Raw genomic sequence first — 21,361 nt, forward strand, 5'->3', positions numbered from 1 at the left:
TGACAGGTTGCGGTCAATCCGCCGCTCGGCGCGCTGTCGCGCCGTTTCGCGCCGCTAGCGTCGGGATCGCCGGCCGAGAGCATCGCCGGTCATCTCCGTCCCTCTTGCGTGAGGAGCTGCGCTGCGATGACCCACTCCGTGGGACCCGATGCGGGACCCGAACTCCCCATCGATGCCGACGATCCGCCCCGCCCCCCGACCGGGGTGGGCGACGGCCGCGCGCTGGGCGCCTGGCTCGACATGATGCGCGCCTCCCACCCGGTGTGGCGTGATCCGCTGACCGGCTCCGCCCACGTGTTCCGGTACCACGACCTCCTGCACGTGCTGTCCACCCCGGAGGTCTACGGCTCGGACTTCACCGGCGTGATGCCGCCGTCCGACCCCAGCGCGCCCAACTTCGCCGAGGGCGTGCTGACCATGATCGACCCGCCTCGGCACGGCAAGCTCCGGCGCCTGGTGTCGCAGGCGTTCACGCCACGGGTGGTGGCCGCGCTGGAGCCGCGCATCATCCAGCTGACCAAGGAGCTCCTGGACACGGTGGCCGACCAGGACGAGTTCGACCTGGTCTCGGTCATGGCGCACCCGCTGCCGGTCATCGTGATCGCGGAGATGCTCGGCATCCCGGCCGAGGACCGTGACCTGTTCCGGGCCTGGGGCGAGGCGCTGCTCTCCACCAACTACGAGCTGGAGACCGGGGAGGTGCCGGACAACTCCGCGCTGCCACCGGACGTGGTCGTGCAGCTCACCGAGATGCGGGACTACCTGCTCCGGCACGTCGATCTGCACCGCCGGGGCCCGCGGGACAACCTCACCAGCCGCCTCGTCTTCGCCGAGGTGGACGGCGACCGGCTCACCGACCAGGAGATCGTCAGCTTCCTCAACTTCCTGCTGCTGGCCGGCCACCTGACCACCTCGCTGCTGATGGGCAACTCGCTGCTGTGCTTCGCCGAGGCGCCCGAGGCTGAGTCCGCCGCCCGGGCGGACCGCGCGCTGATCCCCGGCGCGATCGAGGAGGTGCTGCGGTTCAAGCCGCCGGTGGTGATGCAGGCGCGACTCACCACGGTGGACACCGTGCTGGCCGGCGTCGAGCTGCCCGCCCGTACGCCGGTGATGGGCTGGCCGATGTCCGGCAACCGAGACGAGCGGCAGTACGCGTCGCCGTCCACGTTCGACATCACGCGCAGCCCGAACCCGCACCTGACGTTCGGGCACGGCATCCACTTCTGCATCGGCGCGCCGCTGGGCCGGATGGAGGCGCGCAGTGTCCTCAACGAACTGTTCGACCGCTACCGGTCGATCGAGATCGGCGAACCCCGCTACTACGACCGCAGCCCGGACGTGTTCGGCGTCAAGGCCCTTCCCGTCACCGTCAAGCGCTCCTGAGGACGACATGACTTCCACATCGCACGACGAGGCACTCCAGGCCGGTCCGCCGCCCGTGGTCGGCGACGGCTGCGCGCTCTACGACTGGCTGCGCCGCGCGCGCGACGCCGGCCCGGTCTGGCACGACACCGCCAACGACGCGTACCACGTGCTGCGGCACGACGAGGTGGTCGGCGTGCTCTCCGAGCCCTGGACGTTCTCGTCCGACTTCAGTTCCCTCGCGCCGCCGCCGGAGCCGGGCATGCCGAACTTCACCGAGGCATCGCTCAGCGTCACCGATCCGCCCATGCACACCCAGCTCCGGAAGATCATCAGCCAGGCGTTCACGCCGCGCATGATCGCCGGGCTGGAGCCGCGGATCACCGCGCTCGCGACCGACCTGCTCGACGCGATCGAGGGCCGCGACAACGTCGAGATGGTCCGGGACCTGGCCGCGCCGCTGCCCGTCGTGGTCATCGCGGAGATGCTCGGCATCCCCAGCGACGACTGGGCCACGTTCCGCCGCTGGGCGGAGTACCTGCTCCCGGACGCCGCAGACGTCACGGCCGGGCAGTTCGAGGAGGGCGGGTACGCCAAGACGCGGGCGGCCGAGCTGAACGAGATGGCCGACTACCTGCTGGCGCACGTGCACGACCGGCGTAAGAGCCCGAAGGACGACCTGTTCACCCGCCTGGTCGAGGCCACCTCGGACGGCGAGCACCTCACCGACAAGCAGGTGGTCAACTTCTCGGTCTTCCTGCTGCTGGCCGGGCACCTCACCACCACGCTGACGCTCACCAACGCGGTGCTTGCCTTCAACGACAGCCCCGGCACGCTGGAGCGGGTGCGCGCGGACCGGTCGCTGGTGCCCGGCGCGCTCGAGGAGGTGCTGCGCTTCCGTCCGCCGGTCTCCTTCCTCTACCGCTTCACCACGCAGGAGGCCGCGATCGCCGGCACGCCGGTGCCGCCGGGAAAGATCGTCGTCAACTGGATCCACTCGGCCAACCGCGATCCGCGGAAGTTCGCCGAGCCGGATCGGTTCGACCCGGGCCGCTCGCCGAACCCGCACCTGACGTTCTCCCACGGGATCCACTACTGCCTCGGCGTACCACTGGCTCGCATGGAGTTCTCCGTGGTGTTCGGCGCGATGTTGGACCGCTATCGCGCGCTGGAGTGCGGCGCGCCCGAGTTCCACCAGCGGCCGGACATCTTCGGCGTCACCCGGCTGCCCCTCACCCTCCACGAGGCCTGACGAACGGTGGAGACGACGACCGCGCACGGTCAGCGACTACGCCGGATGATCCAGGGGCACCTGCTCTCCCGGGCGGTCTGCGTGCTCGCTGACCTGCGCATACCGGACCTGATCGGCGAGGGTGCGCGCGACGGCCCCGAGCTGGCCCGGCTCACCGGGACCGATCCGGACGCGCTGATCCGGCTGCTGCGCGCCCTCGTCGCGTTCGAGGTGCTCGAAGAGCGGGACGGCGGGTTCCGACTGACCCCGCTCGGCGCCGGCCTACGCACGGACGCTCCCGCGTCCGCGCTGCCGTCGGCGCTGCTGGCACACGGGCAGATCGGGGAGGCGTGGCAGCACCTCGGCACCGCCGTGCGCACCGGCACCCCGTCCTTCCCCCTCCTGTACGGCGTGGACTTCTTCGGCTACGTCGACCGGATGCCAGCACTCCGGGAGATCTTCGACCGTTCGCAGGCGGACGGCCTGGCGCTGGACGACCTCGCCGACGCGATCGACCTCGCCGGCGTCCGGCGGATCGTCGATGTCGGCGGCGGCGACGGCGCGCTGCTGGCCGCGCTGCTGACCGGCCACCCGCACCTGCACGGCACGCTCCTCGACCTGGCGGCGCCGGCCGGCCGGGCCCGGGAGCGGATGCGCGCGGCCGGCCTGAACGGCCGGTGCACCGTGGTGACCGGTGACTTCTTCGCCTCGGTCCCGGCCGACGGCGACCTCTATCTGCTGCGTCAGATCCTGCACGACTGGGACGACGCACGATGCGTGACGCTGCTGCGCACCTGCGTCCGGGCGATGCCGCCCGGCGCCCGGATCGTCGTGTCCGACCTCGTGCTGGACACCGACCCATCCGCCGCGCCGGACGAGTCGGCGGCGCTGTTGGACCTGTACATGCTGACCGTCGTCGGCGGCCGGGAACGCACGATCGCACAGTTCCATGACTTGTTCGCCCGCGCCGGCCTCACGATCCGGCGTGTGAGCCGCCTCGCGGGCCGGACCGCCGCGATCGAGGCGGTCGCCACCCGATCGGTGCACGAGGAGTAAACATGTCGCTAGCGCTCAGCGGCCTCGCGCTGTGGTCGCCGGCCGAGATCGCCGGCGGAAACCTCATCCCCCCGGAGCAGCTTCCCGCGCTGCGCGAGACCGCCACGTGGGCGGAACGGTTCCTCACCCACGGCCACGCGGAGCTGGGCCGGCAGGGGCCGGTCTGCCCGTACACCCGGCCCTCCCTCAACCGGCGGCTGTTCCACCTGGCCTGCCTGGACCGCGACCTCGACGAGGAGGGCGTGCCCGAAACACTGCTCGGCTACCGCGACCTGCACCGGGAGCTCGCCGCCGAGCTGCGGGAGGAGGACCGGCAGTTCCTCACCATCCTGATCGTCCTGCCGCGCGTCGACCGGTCGGACCCCGAGCCACTCAACCGGCTGCAGGCCCGTCTGAAGACCGACTTCGTGCAGAGCCGGCTGATGGTCGGCCAGTTCCACCCGGAGTGCGCGGAGCCGGGGCTGTGGAACCGCGACTTCCGCCCGCTCCACTCGCCGGTCCCGCTGCTGGCCATCCGGCACATGGTCGTGTTCGACCTGCCGTTCCTGCAGACCTCGCAGCAGCACCTCGAGGCATACCTGGCCGCCTTCGCACCGGCCATCCCGACCGCCGTCCGGTCCCGGCTGGCGGGCCTCGCCACCAGGGAGATCGCCGCACCGCCGGCGGGCACCACCGTGCAGGCCACCACCTGACGGCACTGACCATACGGGTCGTCGCGGGCGGCCCACCGGCCGCCCGCGACGATCCGTCAGCCCGGTCAGCGCACGGTGTGCGCCTCCAGCTCGTCCGCGGCACGCGCCACGCCGCCGGCCGCCTCGATCTCGCCACGCATCCAGGCCAGCCGCTCCGCGAGGGCCGGGTCGCCGATCAGACCGAACACGGCGTCTCGAAGCTCGTCCGGCGTGGCCAGGCGGCCGAGGCCCAGCCTCGCCAGCTGGAAACCGGCGATCCGCGCGGGCGGCGCGGGCGGAACGACCACGACCGGGCGGCCCGCGGCGAGCGCCTCGGTCACGCCGCCCACGTCACCCTGGCTCACCACGACGGCCGCGTGCCGCAGCACGCCCGGCGGGACCGACGCGTGCACCTCGACGTTCTGCGGCAGCTCGCCCAGGGACGCCGGATCGGCGCCGGGGCCTGGCGTCAGGACGACGTGGACCGGCGCGCCGGCGAAGGCCCGGGCCAGGTCGGCGCCATGCGGTGCGGAGGGGACGAGCACGACCGGAAGGCCGCCGGTGGGCGGCTGCCAATCGTCCAGCGCCGCCTGCTCGACCGCGCACGGTCCCACGAACCGGAAGCGCTCGTCGAAACTGTCGGCCGCGGGCTGCAACGCCTTCGGCACGTACACCAGGTTGAAGTCCTGCACGACCTCGAGCAGCTCGGCGAAGGTGACGTCCGTCAGCCCGTGCGCGGCGAGCAGCCGCTCCGTACGGTCCACCCACGGCATCAGCTCCGGGCGGACCGCCCACTCGGCCGGGCTCAGCGGCTTGCCGAGCGCGACGCCATCGTCGTCGAATGCCTGCGTGTACGCGAACTCGTCGTTCTGCGCGAAGTCCGCGTACAGCTGGGCGGCCGGGCGTCCCCACTTGCGCGCCAGCACCCGGCCAGCCGTGCCGCTGGCCACGTCGTACGCGATCAGGTCGGGCCGCTCGTCGCCGTAGGCCGCCTCCACCGCGTCGATCATGGCGGCGGAGTCGTCGACGCTGAGCGCGAGCATCGCGGCCTCCGCGCTCATCTCCTTCTCCTCGTGGACGGGGATTGACTCGTACGCCGACCGGTAGACCAGCGGCTCGGCACCGTACGACCCGATGAGTCCGGCCATCGCCTCGACGGTTACGAATTCCACGCGATGCCCACGCCGCACCAGCTCATTTACGACCGCGAGATGCGGAAAGAGGCGACTGGGGTCGGGAATGCTGATGAATAGGAATTGACTCGGCACGACAGTGACCCCCATGGAGATCTTCGGCGGATTCGGCGCGGCGCGCCGGACATGGGCGTGGATGCCCAGTTCACAGCCGTCCGGCATCGAACGCCCACCCAGCATACACCCCTCCTTGACGGCCACTGTCAAGTAGTGTGAGAATCGACGCCGGAAGCGGGCCCTGCCAATCTGGAGGAATGCATCGTGAGCCAGCCAGCCGTGAGCCAGCCTGCTGTGCCGATCGACCGCAAACGATGGTCGATGCTGGCCGCGATCTGTTTCGCATTGGTCATGGTGGTCATCGACAACACGGTCCTGAACATCGCGATCCCGACGCTCATGACCGAGCTGTCGACCACCGCCGCCGAGGCGCAGTGGGCCTTCACCTCCTATCTGCTGGTGCTCTCCGGCTTCGTGCTGGTCGGCGGCGTCGCCTCGGACCGCTACGGCCGGAAGCGGATCGTCCTTGTCGGCATCGCGCTGTTCGGCGCCGCCTCGCTGGCCGCCGCGCTCGCCGCGGAGCCGTGGCAACTCATCGCTGCCCGCGCGGTCATGGGCTTCGGTGCCGCGCTGCTCATGCCGGGGACGCTCGCGATCCTGATGCACACGTTCTCCGAGGCGGAGCGGCCGAAGGCGATCGGCGCGTGGATGGCGGTCGCGGCGGTCGGCAGCTCCGGCGGGCCGGTCCTCGGCGGCTTCCTGATCTCGCACTTCTGGTGGGGCGCGGTCTTCCTCATCAACGTCCCGATCAGCATTCTCTGCCTGGTCGCGCTGATGATGCTCGTGCCGGACATGCCGGCCACCCGCAACGACCGCATCGACTGGATCGGCGCGGTGCTGTCCGTGATCGCCACCGTCTCCATCGTCTGGGCGATCACCTCCGTGCCGGAGCAGGGCTGGGCCTCGGCCGACGTGCAGCTGCCGGCCGTGATCGGTGTGCTCGCGCTCGCCGCCTTCATCGCGTGGGAGCTGCGAGTCGAGTCGCCCATGCTCGACCTCGGGCTCTTTCGCAACCTGCGGTTCAGCGCCGCGGTGCTGGGCGGCCTGCTCGCCAGCTTCGGCATGGCCGGCTCGCTGTTCCTGCTCACGCTGCACTTCCAACTGCTGAACGGGTATACCCCGATCGAGGCGAGCGTCCGGATGCTGCCGCTCGCGATCTGCACGCTGATCGGCAGCACCGCGATCAGCGCGATCGTCCTGCAGCGCCTAGGCGCGCCGCTGGCGCTGCTGTCCAGCATGTCGGTCGCCGCGATCGGTCTGCTGCTCATCGGCCTGCTGCCGGCGGAGGACTATCTGAACAGCCTCGCCGGGCTGATCCTGGTGGGCCTGGGCACGGGGTCCGCCGGCCCGGTGGCGGGCACGGTCCTGATGAGCTCCGTCCCCCTGGAGAAGGCGGGCGCCGGCTCCGGCGTCAGCAGCACGATCCAGGAGCTGGGCAACGGGCTCGGCGTCGCCGTCCTGGGCACCGTCCTCACCGCCTTCTTCGTCACCCGCCTGCCCGGGTCACTGCGCGCCGAGGGCGAGTCCTCGTTCACGGATGCGATCGGCCGGGCGTCCGGCGGGGCGCTGGACCAAGTCCGGGACGCGTTCGCGACCGGGCTCTCGTTCAGCCAGGTCATCGGCGCGCTGACCGTGCTCGGCGGCGGCTTGGCCGCGTCCGCCCTGCTCTGGGTGACCCGTTCCCAGGCCACCCCGCAGACGCCGTCCCCCGACCAGCCGAGCACGCCGGCCGCGAAGCACTGATCCCGGCCATCGGAAGACATACCCGCAAAGGATGCTGCTGGCCGGCTGGGCCCGAAGCGCAAAGGGTGGACCGCCGACGCCCCGAAGGCGGTCCACCCCTTGCATTCCACCGGACACCAGCGCAAAGCTTCAGCGGGCGCGCCCCGCACGGCGCTTGGCCCACACGTCGAACGCCACCGCGGCCAGCAGGACGAGGCCCTTGACGAGCATCACCCGCTCCGGCGGCTCGCTGTTGAGGGACATGCCGTTGCTGATGACGGCCATGATGAGACCGCCGGTGATGGCGCCGACGACCTTGCCGACGCCGCCCTGCACCGCGGCGCCGCCGATGAACGCGGCCGCGATGGCGTCGAGCTCGAAGGCGTTGCCCGCGGTCGGGCCGGCCAGGTTGAGCCGGCCCGCGAAGATGATGCCGGCGATCGCCGACAGCACCCCCATGTTGACGAAGATCCAGAAGGTGACCTGCTTAACCTTGACGCCGGAGAGGTTCGCGGCCTGCAGGTTGCCGCCGACGGCGTAGATGTGCCGGCCGAAGACGGTGCGCTGGGAGATGAGGGTGTACGTCAGCACGAGCACGGCGAGCAGCACGAGCACCCACGGCAGGTTCTTGAACCGGGCCAGCTGCACGATGACGAACATGAGCACGAGCGAGGCGCCGGCGAGCTTGGCCCAGAAGACCGGCAGCGAGTCGACGGCCTGGCCGTAGCCGATGCGCCCGCGGCGGGCCCGCCACTGCACGGCGACGATGCCGACGACCGTGGCGATGCCGACGAGCAGCGTGAACAGGTCGGCGCCGCCGAGCGGGCCGAGGCCGACGTTGTTCAGGAAGCCCGGGATGAAGCCGTTGGACAGGGTGCGCACGTCCTCGGCGAAGGGGCCGATGCCCTGGTTGCCCAGCGTCGTCATGGTGAGGGCGCGGAAGACGAGCATGCCGGCGAGCGTGACGATGAAGGCGGGGATGCCGAAGTACGCGATCCAGAAGCCCTGCCACGCCCCGATCGCCGCGCCGGTCAGCAGCGTGATCAGGATGGCCAGCGGCCACGGGATGTCCGCCTTGACCATGAGCACCGCGGCGAGCGCGCCGGTGACGGCCACGACCGAGCCCGCGGACAGGTCGATGTGCCCGGCGATGATGATGAGGATCATCCCGATCGCCAGGATCAGCACGTACGAGTTCTGGATGACCATGTTCGAGAGGTTCTGCGGCTCGAGCAGGGCGCCGTTGGTCAGGATCGTGAAGAACACGACGATCGCCGCGAAGGCGATGTAGATGCCGCTCTGACGCAGGTTCACCGAGAACCGGGTCGGTGGCGTGACGGTCGGCTCGACCGCGGGTTCGACCACTGTGGTCATGGGCGGGTTACTCCTTGATCCTGGTCATGAGGCGCATCAGATGCTCCGGGGAGAACTCGGCGCGCTCGACCGAGCCGGTGATGCGACCGGCGGACAGGGCGTAGATCCGGTCGCAGATGCCGAGCAGCTCGGGCAGCTCGGAGGAGATGACGAGGATCGCCTTGCCCTGGTCGGCGAGCTGATTGATGATCGTGTAGATCTCGTACTTCGCGCCCACGTCGATGCCGCGGGTCGGCTCGTCGAGGATCAGCACGTCGGGGTCGGTGAAGATCCACTTGGCCAGCACGACCTTCTGCTGGTTGCCGCCGGACAGCGTGCCGGTGACCGTGCCGACGCTCTTGGCCTTGATGTTGAGGCTGCCGCGGTAGCGCTCGGCGACCTCGAACTCCCGGTTGTCGTCGACCCACCCGCCGCGGGACAGCTTGCCCAGGGCCGCGCCGGAGACGTTGCGCTGGATGTCCTCGATGAGGTTGAGCCCGTAGCGCTTGCGGTCCTCGGTCGCGTAGGCGATGCCGTGCCCGATCGCCTCCTGCACCGAGCGCAGCTGGATCGGCTTGCCGTGCTTGAAGACCTGGCCGCTGATGTCGACGCCGTAGCTGCGCCCGAAGACGCTCATCGCGAGCTCGGTGCGCCCGGCGCCCATCAGCCCGGCCAGCCCGACGATCTCGCCGGCCCGCAGGGTCAGCGAGGCGTCGTCGACGACCGTGCGCCCGTGCTGGGTCGGCGAGTGCACGGTCCAGTGCTCGATCCGCAGCACCTCCTCGCCGATCTTCGGCTCGTGCGGCGGGAAGCGGTGCTCGAGGTCGCGGCCGACCATGCCGGCGATGATACGGTCCTCGCTGACCCCGCCGGGGGCGTGCATGTCGAGGGTCTCGATGGTCCGCCCGTCGCGCAGGATCGTCGTGGAGTCGGCGATCGCCTCGATCTCGTTGAGCTTGTGCGAGATGATCACGCAGGTGACGCCCTCGTCGCGCAGGTCGCGCAGCAGGCCCAGCAGGTGCGCGGAGTCCTCGTCGTTGAGCGCCGCGGTCGGCTCGTCGAGGATCAGCAGGCGCACCTCCTTGGACAGCGCCTTGGCGATCTCGACGAGCTGCTGCTTGCCGACGCCGAGGTCCATGGCCGGCGTGACCGGGTTCTCGCGCAGCCCGACCCGCTCCAGCAGCTTCGCCGCGTCGGCGTTGGTGCGGTTCCAGTCGATGAGGCCGCGGCCGACCCGCTCGTTGCCCAGGAAGATGTTCTCGGCGATCGACAGGTACGGGATCAGCGCCAGTTCCTGGTGGATGATGACGATCCCGCGCCGCTCCGAGTCGCGGATGCCGCCGAAGTGGCAGGGCTCGCCCTCGAAGAGAATTTCTCCGTCGTACGTCCCGTGCCCGTAGACCCCCGACAGGACCTTCATGAGGGTCGACTTGCCGGCGCCGTTCTCCCCGCAGATGGCGTGGATCTCACCGCGGCGCACGGTCAGGTTGACGTCGTCCAGGGCCTTCACGCCCGGGAACGTCTTGGTGATGCCCCGCATCTGCAGGAGCGCGTCGGTCATGCTCTGTTCTCCCTCGAGACCGCCGCGGACCCGGGCGCTGACCACGCCCGGGTCCGGCGGAGCCGCACACTACTTGAGCTGGCTCTCGGTGTAGTAGCCGCCGTCCACGAGCACGGTCTTGTAGTTGGACTTGTAGACCACGACCGGGTCGAGCAGGTAGGAGGGCACGACCTTCTTGCCGTTGTCGTAGTCCTTGGTGTTGTTCACCTCGGGCTTGCCGCCCTTGAGCACGGCGTCGCCCATCTTGACGGTCACGTCGGCGAGCTTGCGGGTGTCCTTGTAGATCGTCGCGTACTGCTCGCCCGCGATGATCGACTTGACCGAGGCGACCTCGGCGTCCTGGCCGGTGACGATCGGGTACGCCTGGCCGCCGGTGCCGTAGCCGGCGCTCTTGAGCGCCGACAGGATGCCGATCGACAGGCCGTCGTACGGCGAGAGGATGCCCTGCACCTTGGCGCCGCCGCCGTAGGCCTTCGTGATCAGGTCCTCCATGCGCTTCTGCGCCGTGGCCGGGTCCCAGCGCAGGATCGCGACCGTCTTGAAGTCCTTCTCGCCGCTCTTCACCACGAGGGTGCCCTTGTCGATGTAGGGCTTGAGCGTGTCCATCGCGCCGTTGAAGAAGAAGGTCGCGTTGTTGTCGTCCGGCGATCCGGCGAACAGCTCGATGTTGAACGGGCCCTGGGCGGTGCCGTCGGAGCCGTCCTCCTTCTTCAGGCCGAGGCCCACCAGCAGCGAGGTCGCCTGCTGCACGCCGACCTTGTAGTTGTCGAAGGTGGCGTAGTAGTCGACGTTCGGCGAGTTGCGGATCAGCCGGTCGTAGGCGATGACCGGGATCTTCTTGTCGGCCGCCTCCTGCAGCTGGGTGGTGATGGCGGTGCCGTCGATCGAGGCGATGATCAGCAGCTTCGCGCCTTTGGTGATCTGGTTCTCGATCTGGTTGACCTGCGTCGGGATGTCGTTCTCGGCGTACTGCAGGTCGACCTTGTAGCCGAGCTTCTCCAGCGCGCTCTTGACGTTGTTGCCGTCGGCGATCCACCGCTCCGACGACTTGGTCGGCATCGTGACGCCGACCAGCGCACCGGCGGCGTCCGCGGGAGCGTTGGCGTTCTTGTCGGCCGTCTTCTCGGACGAACCACAGGCGGCCACGCTGAATGCGACCGCGAGGCCAATCGCCGAAGCGGCGATGCGGGCAAACTTCACTTCTCCCCCTCAGGGCAGCGTGCAGCGGTCGGGAGGCGCGGCGTCAAGGGTGTGAACGCTGCCACCGACACGATTTCGAAAGTATTGCAGGGGCGTTGCCGCCACAGTGTTAACGCTCACAAAGAGGGGTGTCAAGACGGGCGGTCGGATCGTGATCCGGCCGTTTCCACGCCCTGCGCTCGTGTGACGATGGGGCCCATGCGCCTGCTCAAGGGTCTGCACGCCCACGGTACCGACCATCAACCCGCTGTCAGTGTGAACGGTCGCGGACTGTCCGCCGAACGGTTACGCAACGCCGCCGCCGCGGTCGCCGCCGACGTGCACGGGGCCGCCACCGTCGCGGTCGACGCCACCGCGACGCTGGAGACCGTCGTCGCCGTCACCGGCGCCCTCATGGCGGGCGCGGCCGTCGTGCCGGTGCCCGCCGACGCCGGCCCGGCCGAGCGGGAGCACATCCTGCGCGACTCCGGCGCGGCCGTCACGCTCGGCAACCGCCCGGACCGCCACCCCGGCGCGGTGCCGGTCGACGTGTCCCGGGAGTCGGCCGCCGGGTTCCCCGACCCGGACGCGGGGGCGGTCGCGCTCGTGATGTACACCAGCGGTACGACCGGCAACCCCAAGGGCGTCGAGCTCACCCACGGCGCCGTCGAGGCCGGGCTGGACGCCCTCGCCGAGGCCTGGGCCTGGACGCCCGAGGACCGGCTCGTGCACGGCCTGCCGCTGTTCCACGTCCACGGCCTCATTCTCGGCGTGCTGGGCGCGCTGCGGCACGGCTCGCCCCTGACGCACACCGGCCGCCCGCACCCGGCCGCCTACGCCGCCGCCCGCGGGACCCTCTACTTCGGCGTGCCCACCGTCTGGTCCCGCGTCTGCCAGGAGCCCGCGGCCGCCCGCGCCCTGCGCCCGGCCCGGCTGCTCGTCTCCGGCAGCGCCCCGCTGCCCGCCCCGGTCTTCGAGCGCCTGTTCGCGCTCACCGGCCACCGCCCGGTCGAGCGCTACGGCATGACCGAAACGCTCATCACGATCTCCAGCCGCGCCGACGGCGAGCGCCGCCCGGGGCAGGTCGGGGTGCCCGTGGCCGGCGTGCGCACCCGGCTCGTCGCCGAGGACGGCACCGACGCCGCGCGCGACGGGGAGACGATCGGCGAGCTGTGGGTCGACGGGCCGATGCTGCTGCGGCGGTACCGCGGGCAGCCCGCCGAGTCCGCCCGCACCCCCGACGGCTGGTTCCGCACCGGCGATCTCGCGCGCATCGCGCCCGACGGCTGGCACCGCATCGTCGGGCGCGCCTCCACCGACCTGATCAAGAGCGGCGGCTACCGCATCGGCGCCGGCGAGGTCGAGGACGCGCTGCTGGCCCACCCCGCCGTGCGCGAGGCGGCCGTCGTGGGCGTGCCCGACGAGGACCTCGGCGAGATCGTCACCGCGTTCGTCGTGCCCGCGGGGCGGCCGGGCACCGTCACCGAGCGCGAGCTGGTCGACTTCGTGGCCGCGCACCTCAACGCGCACAAGCGCCCGCGGGTCGTGCACTTCCTCGACGCGCTGCCCCGCAACGCGATGGGCAAGGTGCAGAAGAAGCGGCTGCACGGCCCTATGCTGTAGGCCGGACGTTTCGTGGGTGGGCGGTGGTTCGCGGTGGAGACGGGCAGGATCCTGCGGTTCGACGAGGTCCGGGGTTACGGCTTCATCGCGCCGAACGCGGGCGGCGAGGACGTGTTCGTGCACGCCAACGACTTCGGCGACCAGCGGCACCTGGTGCACCCCGGGATGCGGGTCGAGTACGAGGTCGAGGAGGGCGATCGGGGGCTGAAGGTCGCCTCCGTGCGCATCCTCGACACCCAGCCGCCGTCGCGCCGGGAGCACGCCCGCACCACGGCCGCCGCCACGGCGCCGTTCACGCCGCTCACCGATCACCCGCGCGGCGGCGAACGCTCCGGCGGCGAGCCGGGCGAGGACGACGGGCTGTGCGACGTGCTGTCCGGCCGCGAGTTCACGGCCGAGGTCACCGAGCTGCTCATCCAGCACGTGCCGTCGCTGACGGGCGCGCAGATCGCGCAGGTGCGCCAGCACCTCGCGGCGCTCGCCCGCAGTCACGGGTGGGTGGAAAGCTGAGCCTTCCTCTAGGGTTGCGCCTGTGAAGGTTCTGTTCATCGGTGGCAGCGGCATCATCAGCTCCGCGTGCTCGCGCCTGGCCGTCGAGCGCGGCATCGACCTCTTCGTGCTCAACCGCGGCGAGTCGCGGCAGCGGCCCCTGCCCGAGGCCGCGACGCTGCTGCGGGCCGACGTGCACGACCCCGCCGCGGTGCGGGAGGTGCTGGCCGGGCACTCCTTCGACGCCGTCGTCGACTGGGTCGCCTTCACGCCCGAGGACGTGCGCGCGGACATCGAGCTGTTCCGGGGCCGCACCGGGCAGTACGTCTTCATCAGCTCGGCCTCGGCCTACCAGACCCCGCCGGCGCGCCTGCCGATCGTGGAGTCCTCGCCGCTGCGCAACCCCTTCTGGCAGTACAGTCGCGACAAGATCGCCTGCGAGGACCTGCTCGTGCAGGTGTACCGCGACAGGGGCTTCCCGGCGACCATCGTGCGCCCCTCGCACACGTATGACCGCACGCTCGTGCCGTTCGACGGCGGCTGGACGGTGCCGGCCCGCATGCGCGCGGGCAAGGAGATCGTCGTGCACGGCGACGGCACCTCGCTGTGGACCCTGACGCACCACGAGGACTTCGCCCGCGCCTTCGTGCCGCTGCTGGGCCACCCGCGCGCGATCGGCGACACCTTCCAGATCACCAGCGACGACCACCTGACCTGGAACCAGATCGCCGAGCAGCTCGCCGCGGCGCTGGGCACCACCGCGAAGATCGTGCACGTGCCGTCGGACGCGATCGCCGCCGCCGACCCGGACTGGGGCGCCGGCCTGCTCGGCGACAAGGCCCACTCGATGGTCTTCGACAACAGCAAGGTCCGCGCGCTCGTCCCGGACTACGTGGCCACGATCCCGTTCCACCAGGGCGCGCGCGAGATCGCCGCCTGGTTCGACGAGGACCCGGCCCGCCAGGTCGTCGACGAGCGCCTGGACAAGGTGATGGACGACCTCGTGGCCCGGTTCCGGCCATGAGCAAGGACGACCTGCGGCGCTACCTCCAGCTGGGCCGCGACAGCCTGCTGTGGAAGCTCGAGGGCCTGAGCGAGTACGACATCCGCCGTCCGCTCGTGCCCACGGGCACGAACCTGCTCGGGCTCGTCAAGCACGTGGCGTCGGTCGAGGCCGGGTACTTCGGGGACACGTTCGGCCGGCCCTTTCCCGAGCCGCTGCCGTGGATGGACGACGACGCCGACGTCAACGCCGACATGTGGGTCACACCGCAGGAGTCCCGCGAGGACATCGCCGGACTCTATCGACGGGTCTGGGCCCACTCCGACGTCACCATCGAGGCGCTCGACCTCGACGCGCCCGGACGGGTGCCGTGGTGGAAGCCGCAGAGCGCGGACGTGACGCTGCACCGGATCCTGATCCACATGATCGCCGAGACCGAACGCCACTGCGGGCACGCCGACATCCTGCGCGAGAGCGTCGACGGCGCGGCCGGATGGCGGCCCGACTCCAGCAACCTCGCCTTCGCCACGGCCGAGGAGTTCCGGGCCTTCCACGACCGGATCGAGCGGGCGGCGCGGGAAGCCCCGGACAGGGCCTAAATGCCGACGCGGGCCCGGATGACCGCGACCAGGGAGTCCTGCACCGACTCCAGGGTGCGGTCGGGCTCGAAGACCAGCCAGTCCACGGCGACGACCAGGCACACGCCGAACAGGGCCGCCGCGGCCATGCGCACGTCCAGGTCCGCGTCGAACCAGCCCTCGTCGGCGCCGCGGCGCAGCACGTCGGCGATGACGTCCACGGCCTCGTCGCGCAGCAGGTGCAGGGTCTGGTGCCACTCGCGGTTGGTGCGCCACATCTCCGACAGCAGCAGCTGCGCGAACGAGCGGTGCCGCTGGATGTAGGCCAGCTCCGCCCGGATCAGCCCGACCGCCTGCTCCGGCGGGGTCGCCGCGGCCGCCACGGCGGCGCGGAAGTCGGCGGTGAGCAGCCCGACCCCGTGGCGCAGCAGGGCCTCGAAGAGCGCGTTCTTCGAGGGGAAGTTGTAGTACACGGTCCCCTTGGCGACCCCGGCCGCGACCGCGATGTCGTCGACCGTCGTGGCCGAGAAGCCGTGCTCGGCGATCAGCTCCATCGCGGCGTCGTAGAGGCGCTGCTTGGTGTCGTCGCGGCGGCGGGTGCGACCGTCGGGCACGGCTCGGGACTCCCTACATGACCAGGTCCGGATGGAGCTTCGACGGGGTGAGCCGGCGCCCGCGCCACGCGGCGAGCGTGGTGAGGGCGAACGCGGCGGCCGCGAATCCGGCCAGGACGAGCGCTCCGGTGACCACCGTACCGCCCGGGCCGCCGTTGACCAGGTGCCGCAGGCCCGACACCACGTAGGTCATCGGCAGGAACGGGTGCACCGCCTGCAGGAAGCCGGGCGTGGTCTCGATCGGGTAGGTGCCGCCGGACGAGGTCAGCTGGAGCATGAGGACCGCCAGGGCGACGAGCCGGCCCGCGGGGCCGAGCCGGGCGCCGAACCACTGGATGAGCGCGGTGAACGCGACGGCGGTCAGGGCCAGGAAGGCGTACATGCCCAGCGGGTGCGCCGGGTGCAGGCCGAGCGCGAAGCGGACCACGAGGAACAGCGCGGTCGCCTGGACCACGCCGATGAGCAGCGCGGGCAGCCAGCCGGCCAGGGCCGCGCGCCAGGGCTTCGCGCCGCTCACGAGGTGCCGGCGGGTCAGCGGGCGCAGCACCATGTAGCTGATCATGGCGCCGACCCAGAGGGCCAGGCCGAGGAAGTACGGGGCGAAGCCGGCCCCGTAGGTGCCCGCCGGGTGCTCGGTCCGGCGGTCGAGCGCGACCGGGTCGCCGAGCACGCCGGCGCGCTGGGCGCGGGTGTCGGGGTCGTACCCGGGGATCTTCCCGGCGCCGTCGGCGAGCCCGTCGGCCAGGCGGGTCGCCCCGTTGCCGAGGTCCGTGAGGCCGGCCGCGAGCCGGTGCCCGCCGTCGGAGAGGGTGCCGAGGCCGCTGTCGAGCTGGCGGGCGCCGGTGGCGAGCCGGAACAGGCCGCCGTTGAGGTCCCTGGCCCCGGTCACCGCCTGGCCGGTGCCGGTGTGCAGCCGCTCGGCCCCGCCGGCCAGCGCGTCGAGGCCGTCGGCGAGCCGGTCGACCTGGGCTCGGGCCGCGGCGACGTCGTCGGCGAGGTGCGGGGCGGCCTGGGCGACCTGGCGGGCCGTCTTCGCGACCGCGGCCATCCGGGTGCGCAGCTGGTCGAGGTCGCCGGTGTCGAGCCGGGCCTGCAGCTGCCGGGCGGCCGTCGCGGCGGCGTCGGCGGCCTGCAGCGCGTGCTGGTAGTCGGGGCTGTCGGTGATCTGCGGGTACCGCTGCCCCAGCCGCTCCAGGTCGGCCTTCGTCGCGGCGGTCTGCTGGGCGGCCGTCTTCGCGAGGCCGGGCAACGCGTCGAGGTGCGCCACGATCTGGTCGGCCCCGTCGGCGATGGCCGTGGCCGCGTCGGCGATGAGCTCGGCGTTGTCGCGCAGCACCGGCCCCGCGGCGTCGGCGGCGGCGTCGACCTTCCCGGCGAGCAGCCGCCCGCCGGCCGCGGCCTGGGCGGTGCCGTCGGCGAGCTGGGCCGCGCCCGCGTCCAGGGCGACGAGGCCGTCGTAGAGCTGCTTCGACCCGGCGGTGGCCCGGGCCAGCCCGCCGTCGAGCTCGCCGGCCCCGGCCTGGGCCTGGTCGAGGCCGTCGCTGAGGGCCCCGGCGCCGCTCTTGGCGTCGGCGGCCCCGCCGGCCAGCTGGGAGGCGCCGGCCGCGGCCTGCTGGGTCTGGCTCTTGAGGTCGGTGAAGCCGATGAGCATCCGGTCGAAGTAGCCGCGCGCGGCCGTGCTCGACGCGCCGGCCCGCACCTCGCTGAAGACGCTGCGGGACAGCTGCCCCGCCAGGTAGTTGGTGGCGTCGTCGGTGATTACGGTGAGCTGCCCGCGGGTGGGGTCGCGCCGCGGGTCCGGCGGGGTGACGAGCGAGGCCGAGAAGTCGGCGGGGATGGTGAGGACGAGCTGGTACCGGCCGTCCTCGAGGCCCCGGCGGGCCTGCTCGGCGGTCGCGGGCTGCCAGCCGAACACGTCGCGGTGCCGCAGTTCGTCCGCAAGGTCCCGGCCGGCGTCGAGGGTGCTGCCGTCGGCGGCGCGGGCGGGCCGGTCGGCGTCGACGATGGCGACCGGGATGTGGCGCATGTTGCCGTACGGGTCCCAGAAGGCCCAGAGGTACAGCGCGCCGTACAGCAGCGGAATGAGGGCCAGCACGACCAGCGCCGCGATGGTGATCGGGGCGCGGAGGAACCGGCGCAGCTCGAACAGGTTCATGCCGCACGCTCCGTGACGACGACGGCCGTGCCGGTGTCCCGCAACGCTTCCAGCAGCATCTTCCGCTCCACTTCGGACAGTCCGGCGTCGACGTCGTCGGCGAAAATGATCCCGGGCTCGCCAACCTTGGCGAGGGTCAGGCACAGCAGGTGGGCGCCCAGGCGGTCGAGGTCGCGCCCGAGGGTCCGGGGCTCCAGCGGTACCCCCTCCAGCCGGTCGAGCGCCTGGCGCCGCCGCCGCCGGAGGTTCCACGACGCCCGGCCGAGCAGCACGAGCCGCTCCTCGACGTGCTCGGCGACGGTCAGGCCGGGCTCGGGCTCGTTGACCCCGGCGACGAACCCGAGCGCGGGCCGGGCGAGCCGGCGCACGGTGCCCTCGGTGGTCCGGAAGTACCCGGCCAGCGCGAGCAGCAGCGAGGTGCGCCCGCTGCCCGCGGCCCCGTCCAGGGTCACGAGCTCGTCCTCACCGACGGTGAGATCGACACCGCGGAACACCCATCCGCGCCGCGTGCGCGCCCCGAGCCCCTCGGCGACGAGTACGTCCGCCACGACAGCCTCCCCAACTTGTACTGACTGGTCAGTCTAAAAACATGTGGAGGGCCCGGCGCAATGCCTTGCGTCACTAACCCCACTGGGGTTATACAAGGGGGATGACGACGGTGCGCATCGACGTAACCCTCCCCGACGACCTCGCCGAGGCCCTGGCGCGATCCGGGCTCCCGGCCTCCAGCCTGTGCGAGCGCGCGCTGGAGCAGGCGCTTCGGCGGGTGACCGCGCTGCGCTCCGGCGACGTGGAACTGCCCAACTGGACCGCCCGCGCCCGCACCGCCCTGCGCCTGGCGACGCAGCGCACGGACTCGGCCGTGACGACGGCGGACGTGCTGCACGGCGTGCTGACCGAGGGCACGAACCTGGCCGTGCGCCTCCTGCCGCCGCTGGGCGACGCGCCGCTCGGGCCGGAGGACGCGGTGCCGCAGTGGTCGGGCCCGGCCTTGGCGGCGCTCGAACTCGCCCACGCCGAGGCCGCCGGCCTGGGCCACAACTACGTGGGCTGCGAGCATCTGCTGCTGGGCCTGCTCGCGGAGCCGTCCGGCCGCGCGGGCGAGTTCCTGCGCGCCCGGGGCCTCGACCTGGCGAGCTTCCGGGCGGCGGTGGTGGCGGCGCTCGCGGGGTTCACGCATGCCCGCGGCTAGGCCCCGGCCCGGCCCGGCCCGGCCGCGGGCGCACTCGTCTACCTGCTGCTGATCCTGCCGCTCCTGCTCGACCTCGCCCGGTGACCGCCGCGCCGGACTCAGGGGCGCAGCAGGGGGCGGCTCACCACGGCCGCCAGGGTGGCGATCGCCGCAGCGAAGCCCAGCAGGGCCACCGGCGCGCTCACGAGCTGGGTCAGGATGCCCAGGCCGAGGACCGGGACGGCCAGGCCGAGGTACCCGCCGAGGAACACGCCCGCGAGGGCCCCGCCGCGCACCGGCGCCGGGGCCAGGGCGGCCACCGTCGAGATCGCGCCCTTGAGCAGGGCGCCCGCGCCCGCGCCGGCCAGGACGCCGCCGAGCAGGAAGGCCGGCAGGGACTCGGCCCAGACGGCCGCGGTCACCGTGGCGAGGCCGAGGACGATCAGGGCCAGGCCGGTCGCGAGCTGGTCGCGGATCGAGCGGCGGCGCAGCAGGACCTGGGCCACGGCGCCGGAGCCGAAGACCAGCGACGCCACGGCGCCGGCCAGGGCGCGCGACGGGTGGTGCAGCGTGCCGGCCACGAAGGCGGGGGCCAGGGACGTGAAGAGGCCCAGGACCGACAGCGCGGCGAACGCCCCGGCCGCGGCGGCGAAGTACCGTGGCCGGGCCGCCTCGGGCACGCCGGCGCGCTGCGGGCGGTACCGCCGCGACGACGGCGTCACCGTCTCCGGCGCGAACGCCACGGCCGCCGCGGCGACGAGCAGCAGCCCGAGGAAGACCAGGTAGGGCGTGCGCAGCGGCGCCGGCACGTACTGCGCGAGCAGGCCCGACACGATCGGGCCGAACGCGAAGCCGCCGAGGTTGGCGACCGTGGCCACGAGGTCGCCGCGGGCCCGGCCGGCGCCCGGGCGGGCCTTGGCGTGCAGCTCGGACAGGTGCGCCGTGGCGGTCGCGGTGATCAGGCCGATGCCGAGGCCGGAGAGCACCCGGGCGACGATCACCACGCCGAACGCGGTCGAGGCGAGGAACAGGGTCGCGGCGACGGCCTCGAAGAGCACGGCCGGCAGCAGCACGCGGCGGCGGCCCAGCCAGTCCGAGACGTGCCCGGCGAGGAAGAGGCTGGCGATGACGCCGAGCGCGTAGGCGGCGAACGCGACCGTGACGGCGATCGTGGAGTACCCGTCGTGCCGCTGGTAGAGCGCCCACAGCGGCGTCGGGACGACGGTGAACGCGAGGGACACCGCGAACGCGAACGCGATCGCCCAGAACCCCTGCTCGTGGCTGAGACGGCGATCGGCCGCGCGGCGCTCGGCCGGGCGGGTCAGGACGGTGGTCATGGCAGCGAGCCTCCCCCTCGGCGACCAGCACCGCCAACGAATCTTCGTGCTCGCGATCATCACCGAATGCGATGATGCTCCCGTGGAGCTGCGCCATCTCGTGTACTTCGTGACCGTCGCCGAGGAGCGCAACTTCACGCGCGCGGCGCAGCGCCTGCGGGTCGTGCAGTCCGGGGTCTCCGCGGCCGTGCGCGCCCTGGAGCGCGAGCTCGGCGCGCGGCTGTTCGAGCGCAGCTCCCAGCGGGTGGTGCTCACCGACGCCGGGGCCGCGCTGCTGCCCGCCGCCCGGGCCACCATCGACGCCGCCCAGGCGGCCCGGGACGCCGTCGCCGAGGTCCGCGGGGGCCTGCGCGGCACGGTGCGCATCGGCACCCTGATCTCGGTCGGGTTCGTGGACCTGCCGGGGCTGCTCGGCCGGTACCGCGCCGAGCACCCCGCCGTCGACCTGCGCCTGCGCGCCGCCCCGACCGGCTCGGCGGGCCTCGCGGCGAGCCTGCTGGACGGGGAGCTGGACGTGGCGTTCCTGTCGCTGCCGGGCCGCGCCCCGGCCGGGCTGTCCGTGCGCACCCTGGCGGCCGAGCCGATCGTGGCGGTACTGCCCGCCGCCCACCCGCTCGCCGGGCGCCCCCGCCTGACGCTCGCCGACCTCGCCGAGGAGCCCTTCGTCGACTCCCCGCCGGGCTACGGCAACCGCGCCGAGGTCGACCGCGGGTTCGCCGCCGCGGGGCTGCGCCGCCGGGTGGCCGTGGAGGTGGCCGACATCGCGACCGTGCGGCAGTACGTGCGCGAGGGCCTGGGCGTGGCCCTGATCCCGCGCTTCTCGGCGCCGGACGAGCCGGGCCTGGGCGTGGTGCCGATCGACGCCGAGCTGCGCTGGACCTTCGCGATCGCCACGGCGTCGGGCCGCCGCCCGAGCGCGGCGGTCCGGGCGCTGCTGGAGCTGGTGGACGCGTACCGCATCTGAACCGGCCCGCGCACCACCGCGCCGGATGCTCTACTGGAGGGT

Annotated in this window: 19 protein-coding genes; 11 read left to right on the forward strand and 8 right to left on the reverse strand. The window is 72.4% G+C overall.

Annotation, left to right across the window (positions count from 1 at the left end; genetic code table 11):
- The first annotated feature begins 126 nt into the window (after positions 1-126).
- The 4 genes from ACQP1P_RS29495 to ACQP1P_RS29510 are packed head-to-tail and all read left to right on the forward strand — an operon-like array spanning position 127 to position 4,341.
- On the forward strand, positions 127-1,383 hold the full coding sequence (locus ACQP1P_RS29495; RefSeq protein WP_433075595.1) for a cytochrome P450: 1,257 nt from the start codon (positions 127-129) through the stop codon (positions 1,381-1,383).
- Between the two features lie 7 nt (positions 1,384-1,390).
- Positions 1,391-2,614, forward strand: a complete 1,224-nt coding sequence (locus tag ACQP1P_RS29500; RefSeq protein ID WP_433075598.1) for a cytochrome P450 — start codon at positions 1,391-1,393, stop codon at positions 2,612-2,614.
- 6 nt (positions 2,615-2,620) lie between these two features.
- Positions 2,621-3,649 (forward strand): methyltransferase, encoded by a 1,029-nt coding sequence (locus ACQP1P_RS29505; RefSeq protein WP_433075600.1) that lies wholly within the window; start codon positions 2,621-2,623, stop codon positions 3,647-3,649.
- Positions 3,650-3,651: 2 nt separating this feature from the next.
- Positions 3,652-4,341 carry a DUF6875 domain-containing protein gene (locus ACQP1P_RS29510; RefSeq protein WP_433075603.1) on the forward strand — a complete coding sequence of 230 codons (690 nt, stop codon included), beginning with the start codon at positions 3,652-3,654 and terminating at the stop codon, positions 4,339-4,341.
- Between the two features lie 65 nt (positions 4,342-4,406).
- Here the strand turns inward: ACQP1P_RS29510 and ACQP1P_RS29515 are convergent, their stop codons facing one another.
- The gene (locus ACQP1P_RS29515) at positions 4,407-5,714 is read right to left on the reverse strand and encodes a macrolide family glycosyltransferase (protein ID WP_433075606.1); all 1,308 of its coding nucleotides are present in this window, start codon (positions 5,712-5,714) and stop codon (positions 4,407-4,409) included.
- A 60-nt stretch (positions 5,715-5,774) separates the two neighbouring features.
- Here ACQP1P_RS29515 and ACQP1P_RS29520 point away from each other — a divergent pair, with 60 nt between their 5' ends.
- Entirely contained in the window at positions 5,775-7,313 is a 1,539-nt protein-coding gene (locus ACQP1P_RS29520) for a DHA2 family efflux MFS transporter permease subunit (RefSeq protein ID WP_433075609.1), read from the forward strand.
- 129 nt (positions 7,314-7,442) lie between these two features.
- Here the strand turns inward: ACQP1P_RS29520 and mmsB are convergent, their stop codons facing one another.
- From mmsB to chvE, 3 genes are all read right to left on the reverse strand, one after another.
- Complete coding sequence (gene mmsB, locus ACQP1P_RS29525) at positions 7,443-8,666, reverse strand: multiple monosaccharide ABC transporter permease (RefSeq protein WP_433075611.1); 1,224 nt, start codon at positions 8,664-8,666, stop codon at positions 7,443-7,445.
- A gap of 7 nt (positions 8,667-8,673) precedes the next feature.
- Positions 8,674-10,206: a multiple monosaccharide ABC transporter ATP-binding protein gene (mmsA, locus tag ACQP1P_RS29530; RefSeq protein ID WP_433075614.1), complete on the reverse strand. Its 1,533-nt coding sequence runs from the start codon at positions 10,204-10,206 to the stop codon at positions 8,674-8,676.
- Between the two features lie 69 nt (positions 10,207-10,275).
- Entirely contained in the window at positions 10,276-11,406 is a 1,131-nt protein-coding gene (gene chvE, locus ACQP1P_RS29535) for a multiple monosaccharide ABC transporter substrate-binding protein (RefSeq protein ID WP_350610789.1), read from the reverse strand.
- Between the two features lie 198 nt (positions 11,407-11,604).
- Here chvE and ACQP1P_RS29540 point away from each other — a divergent pair, with 198 nt between their 5' ends.
- Genes ACQP1P_RS29540 through ACQP1P_RS29555 form a run of 4 tightly spaced genes read left to right on the forward strand, consistent with a single transcriptional unit; the run spans position 11,605 to position 15,099 of the window.
- A complete protein-coding gene (locus tag ACQP1P_RS29540; RefSeq protein WP_433075618.1) occupies positions 11,605-13,008 on the forward strand; it encodes an AMP-binding protein in 1,404 nt (467 codons plus the stop codon).
- A gap of 33 nt (positions 13,009-13,041) precedes the next feature.
- The gene (locus ACQP1P_RS29545) at positions 13,042-13,518 is read left to right on the forward strand and encodes a cold-shock protein (RefSeq protein WP_433075620.1); all 477 of its coding nucleotides are present in this window, start codon (positions 13,042-13,044) and stop codon (positions 13,516-13,518) included.
- A gap of 22 nt (positions 13,519-13,540) precedes the next feature.
- Positions 13,541-14,521 carry an SDR family oxidoreductase gene (locus ACQP1P_RS29550; protein ID WP_433075623.1) on the forward strand — a complete coding sequence of 327 codons (981 nt, stop codon included), beginning with the start codon at positions 13,541-13,543 and terminating at the stop codon, positions 14,519-14,521.
- The gene (locus ACQP1P_RS29555; protein WP_433075626.1) at positions 14,518-15,099 is read left to right on the forward strand and encodes a DinB family protein; all 582 of its coding nucleotides are present in this window, start codon (positions 14,518-14,520) and stop codon (positions 15,097-15,099) included. The genes ACQP1P_RS29550 and ACQP1P_RS29555 overlap by 4 nt, the downstream gene beginning before the upstream one ends.
- Here ACQP1P_RS29555 and ACQP1P_RS29560 read toward each other — a convergent pair.
- Genes ACQP1P_RS29560 through ACQP1P_RS29570 form a run of 3 tightly spaced genes read right to left on the reverse strand, consistent with a single transcriptional unit; the run spans position 15,096 to position 18,395 of the window.
- Positions 15,096-15,692 (reverse strand): TetR/AcrR family transcriptional regulator, encoded by a 597-nt coding sequence (locus ACQP1P_RS29560; RefSeq protein WP_433075629.1) that lies wholly within the window; start codon positions 15,690-15,692, stop codon positions 15,096-15,098. The genes ACQP1P_RS29555 and ACQP1P_RS29560 overlap by 4 nt on opposite strands.
- A 13-nt stretch (positions 15,693-15,705) precedes the next feature.
- A complete protein-coding gene (locus ACQP1P_RS29565) occupies positions 15,706-17,847 on the reverse strand; it encodes a YhgE/Pip family protein (protein WP_433075631.1) in 2,142 nt (713 codons plus the stop codon).
- Positions 17,844-18,395, reverse strand: coding sequence for an ATP-binding cassette domain-containing protein (locus ACQP1P_RS29570; RefSeq protein WP_433075633.1), 552 nt, complete (start codon positions 18,393-18,395; stop codon positions 17,844-17,846). The genes ACQP1P_RS29565 and ACQP1P_RS29570 overlap by 4 nt, the downstream gene beginning before the upstream one ends.
- A 101-nt stretch (positions 18,396-18,496) precedes the next feature.
- Here ACQP1P_RS29570 and ACQP1P_RS29575 point away from each other — a divergent pair, with 101 nt between their 5' ends.
- Complete coding sequence (locus ACQP1P_RS29575) at positions 18,497-19,039, forward strand: Clp protease N-terminal domain-containing protein (protein ID WP_433075635.1); 543 nt, start codon at positions 18,497-18,499, stop codon at positions 19,037-19,039.
- 98 nt (positions 19,040-19,137) lie between these two features.
- Here ACQP1P_RS29575 and ACQP1P_RS29580 read toward each other — a convergent pair whose 3' ends face one another.
- A complete protein-coding gene (locus tag ACQP1P_RS29580; protein WP_433075637.1) occupies positions 19,138-20,355 on the reverse strand; it encodes an MFS transporter in 1,218 nt (405 codons plus the stop codon).
- Here ACQP1P_RS29580 and ACQP1P_RS29585 point away from each other — a divergent pair.
- Positions 20,354-21,319, forward strand: coding sequence for a LysR family transcriptional regulator (locus tag ACQP1P_RS29585; RefSeq protein ID WP_433075639.1), 966 nt, complete (start codon positions 20,354-20,356; stop codon positions 21,317-21,319). The genes ACQP1P_RS29580 and ACQP1P_RS29585 overlap by 2 nt on opposite strands.
- Positions 21,320-21,361 lie beyond the last annotated feature (42 nt).

The organism is Dactylosporangium sp. CA-052675, assembly GCF_050947935.1.
Taxonomy (GTDB): Bacteria; Actinomycetota; Actinomycetes; order Mycobacteriales; family Micromonosporaceae; genus Dactylosporangium.

What these genes read in the sequence shown, in the direction of transcription:
- ACQP1P_RS29510 (WP_433075603.1), top strand. Translation starts at nt 3,652, where the DNA reads ATGTCGCTAGCGCTCAGCGGCCTCGCGCTGTGGTCGCCGGCCGAGATC.
- ACQP1P_RS29575 (WP_433075635.1), top strand. Translation starts at nt 18,497, where the DNA reads ATGACGACGGTGCGCATCGACGTAACCCTCCCCGACGACCTCGCCGAG.
- ACQP1P_RS29495 (WP_433075595.1), top strand. Translation starts at nt 127, where the DNA reads ATGACCCACTCCGTGGGACCCGATGCGGGACCCGAACTCCCCATCGAT.
- ACQP1P_RS29565 (WP_433075631.1), bottom strand. Translation starts at nt 17,847, where the DNA reads ATGAACCTGTTCGAGCTGCGCCGGTTCCTCCGCGCCCCGATCACCATC.
- ACQP1P_RS29585 (WP_433075639.1), top strand. Translation starts at nt 20,354, where the DNA reads ATGGCAGCGAGCCTCCCCCTCGGCGACCAGCACCGCCAACGAATCTTC.
- ACQP1P_RS29580 (WP_433075637.1), bottom strand. Translation starts at nt 20,355, where the DNA reads ATGACCACCGTCCTGACCCGCCCGGCCGAGCGCCGCGCGGCCGATCGC.
- ACQP1P_RS29540 (WP_433075618.1), top strand. Translation starts at nt 11,605, where the DNA reads ATGCGCCTGCTCAAGGGTCTGCACGCCCACGGTACCGACCATCAACCC.
- mmsB (WP_433075611.1), bottom strand. Translation starts at nt 8,666, where the DNA reads ATGACCACAGTGGTCGAACCCGCGGTCGAGCCGACCGTCACGCCACCG.
- mmsA (WP_433075614.1), bottom strand. Translation starts at nt 10,206, where the DNA reads ATGACCGACGCGCTCCTGCAGATGCGGGGCATCACCAAGACGTTCCCG.
- ACQP1P_RS29555 (WP_433075626.1), top strand. Translation starts at nt 14,518, where the DNA reads ATGAGCAAGGACGACCTGCGGCGCTACCTCCAGCTGGGCCGCGACAGC.
- ACQP1P_RS29500 (WP_433075598.1), top strand. Translation starts at nt 1,391, where the DNA reads ATGACTTCCACATCGCACGACGAGGCACTCCAGGCCGGTCCGCCGCCC.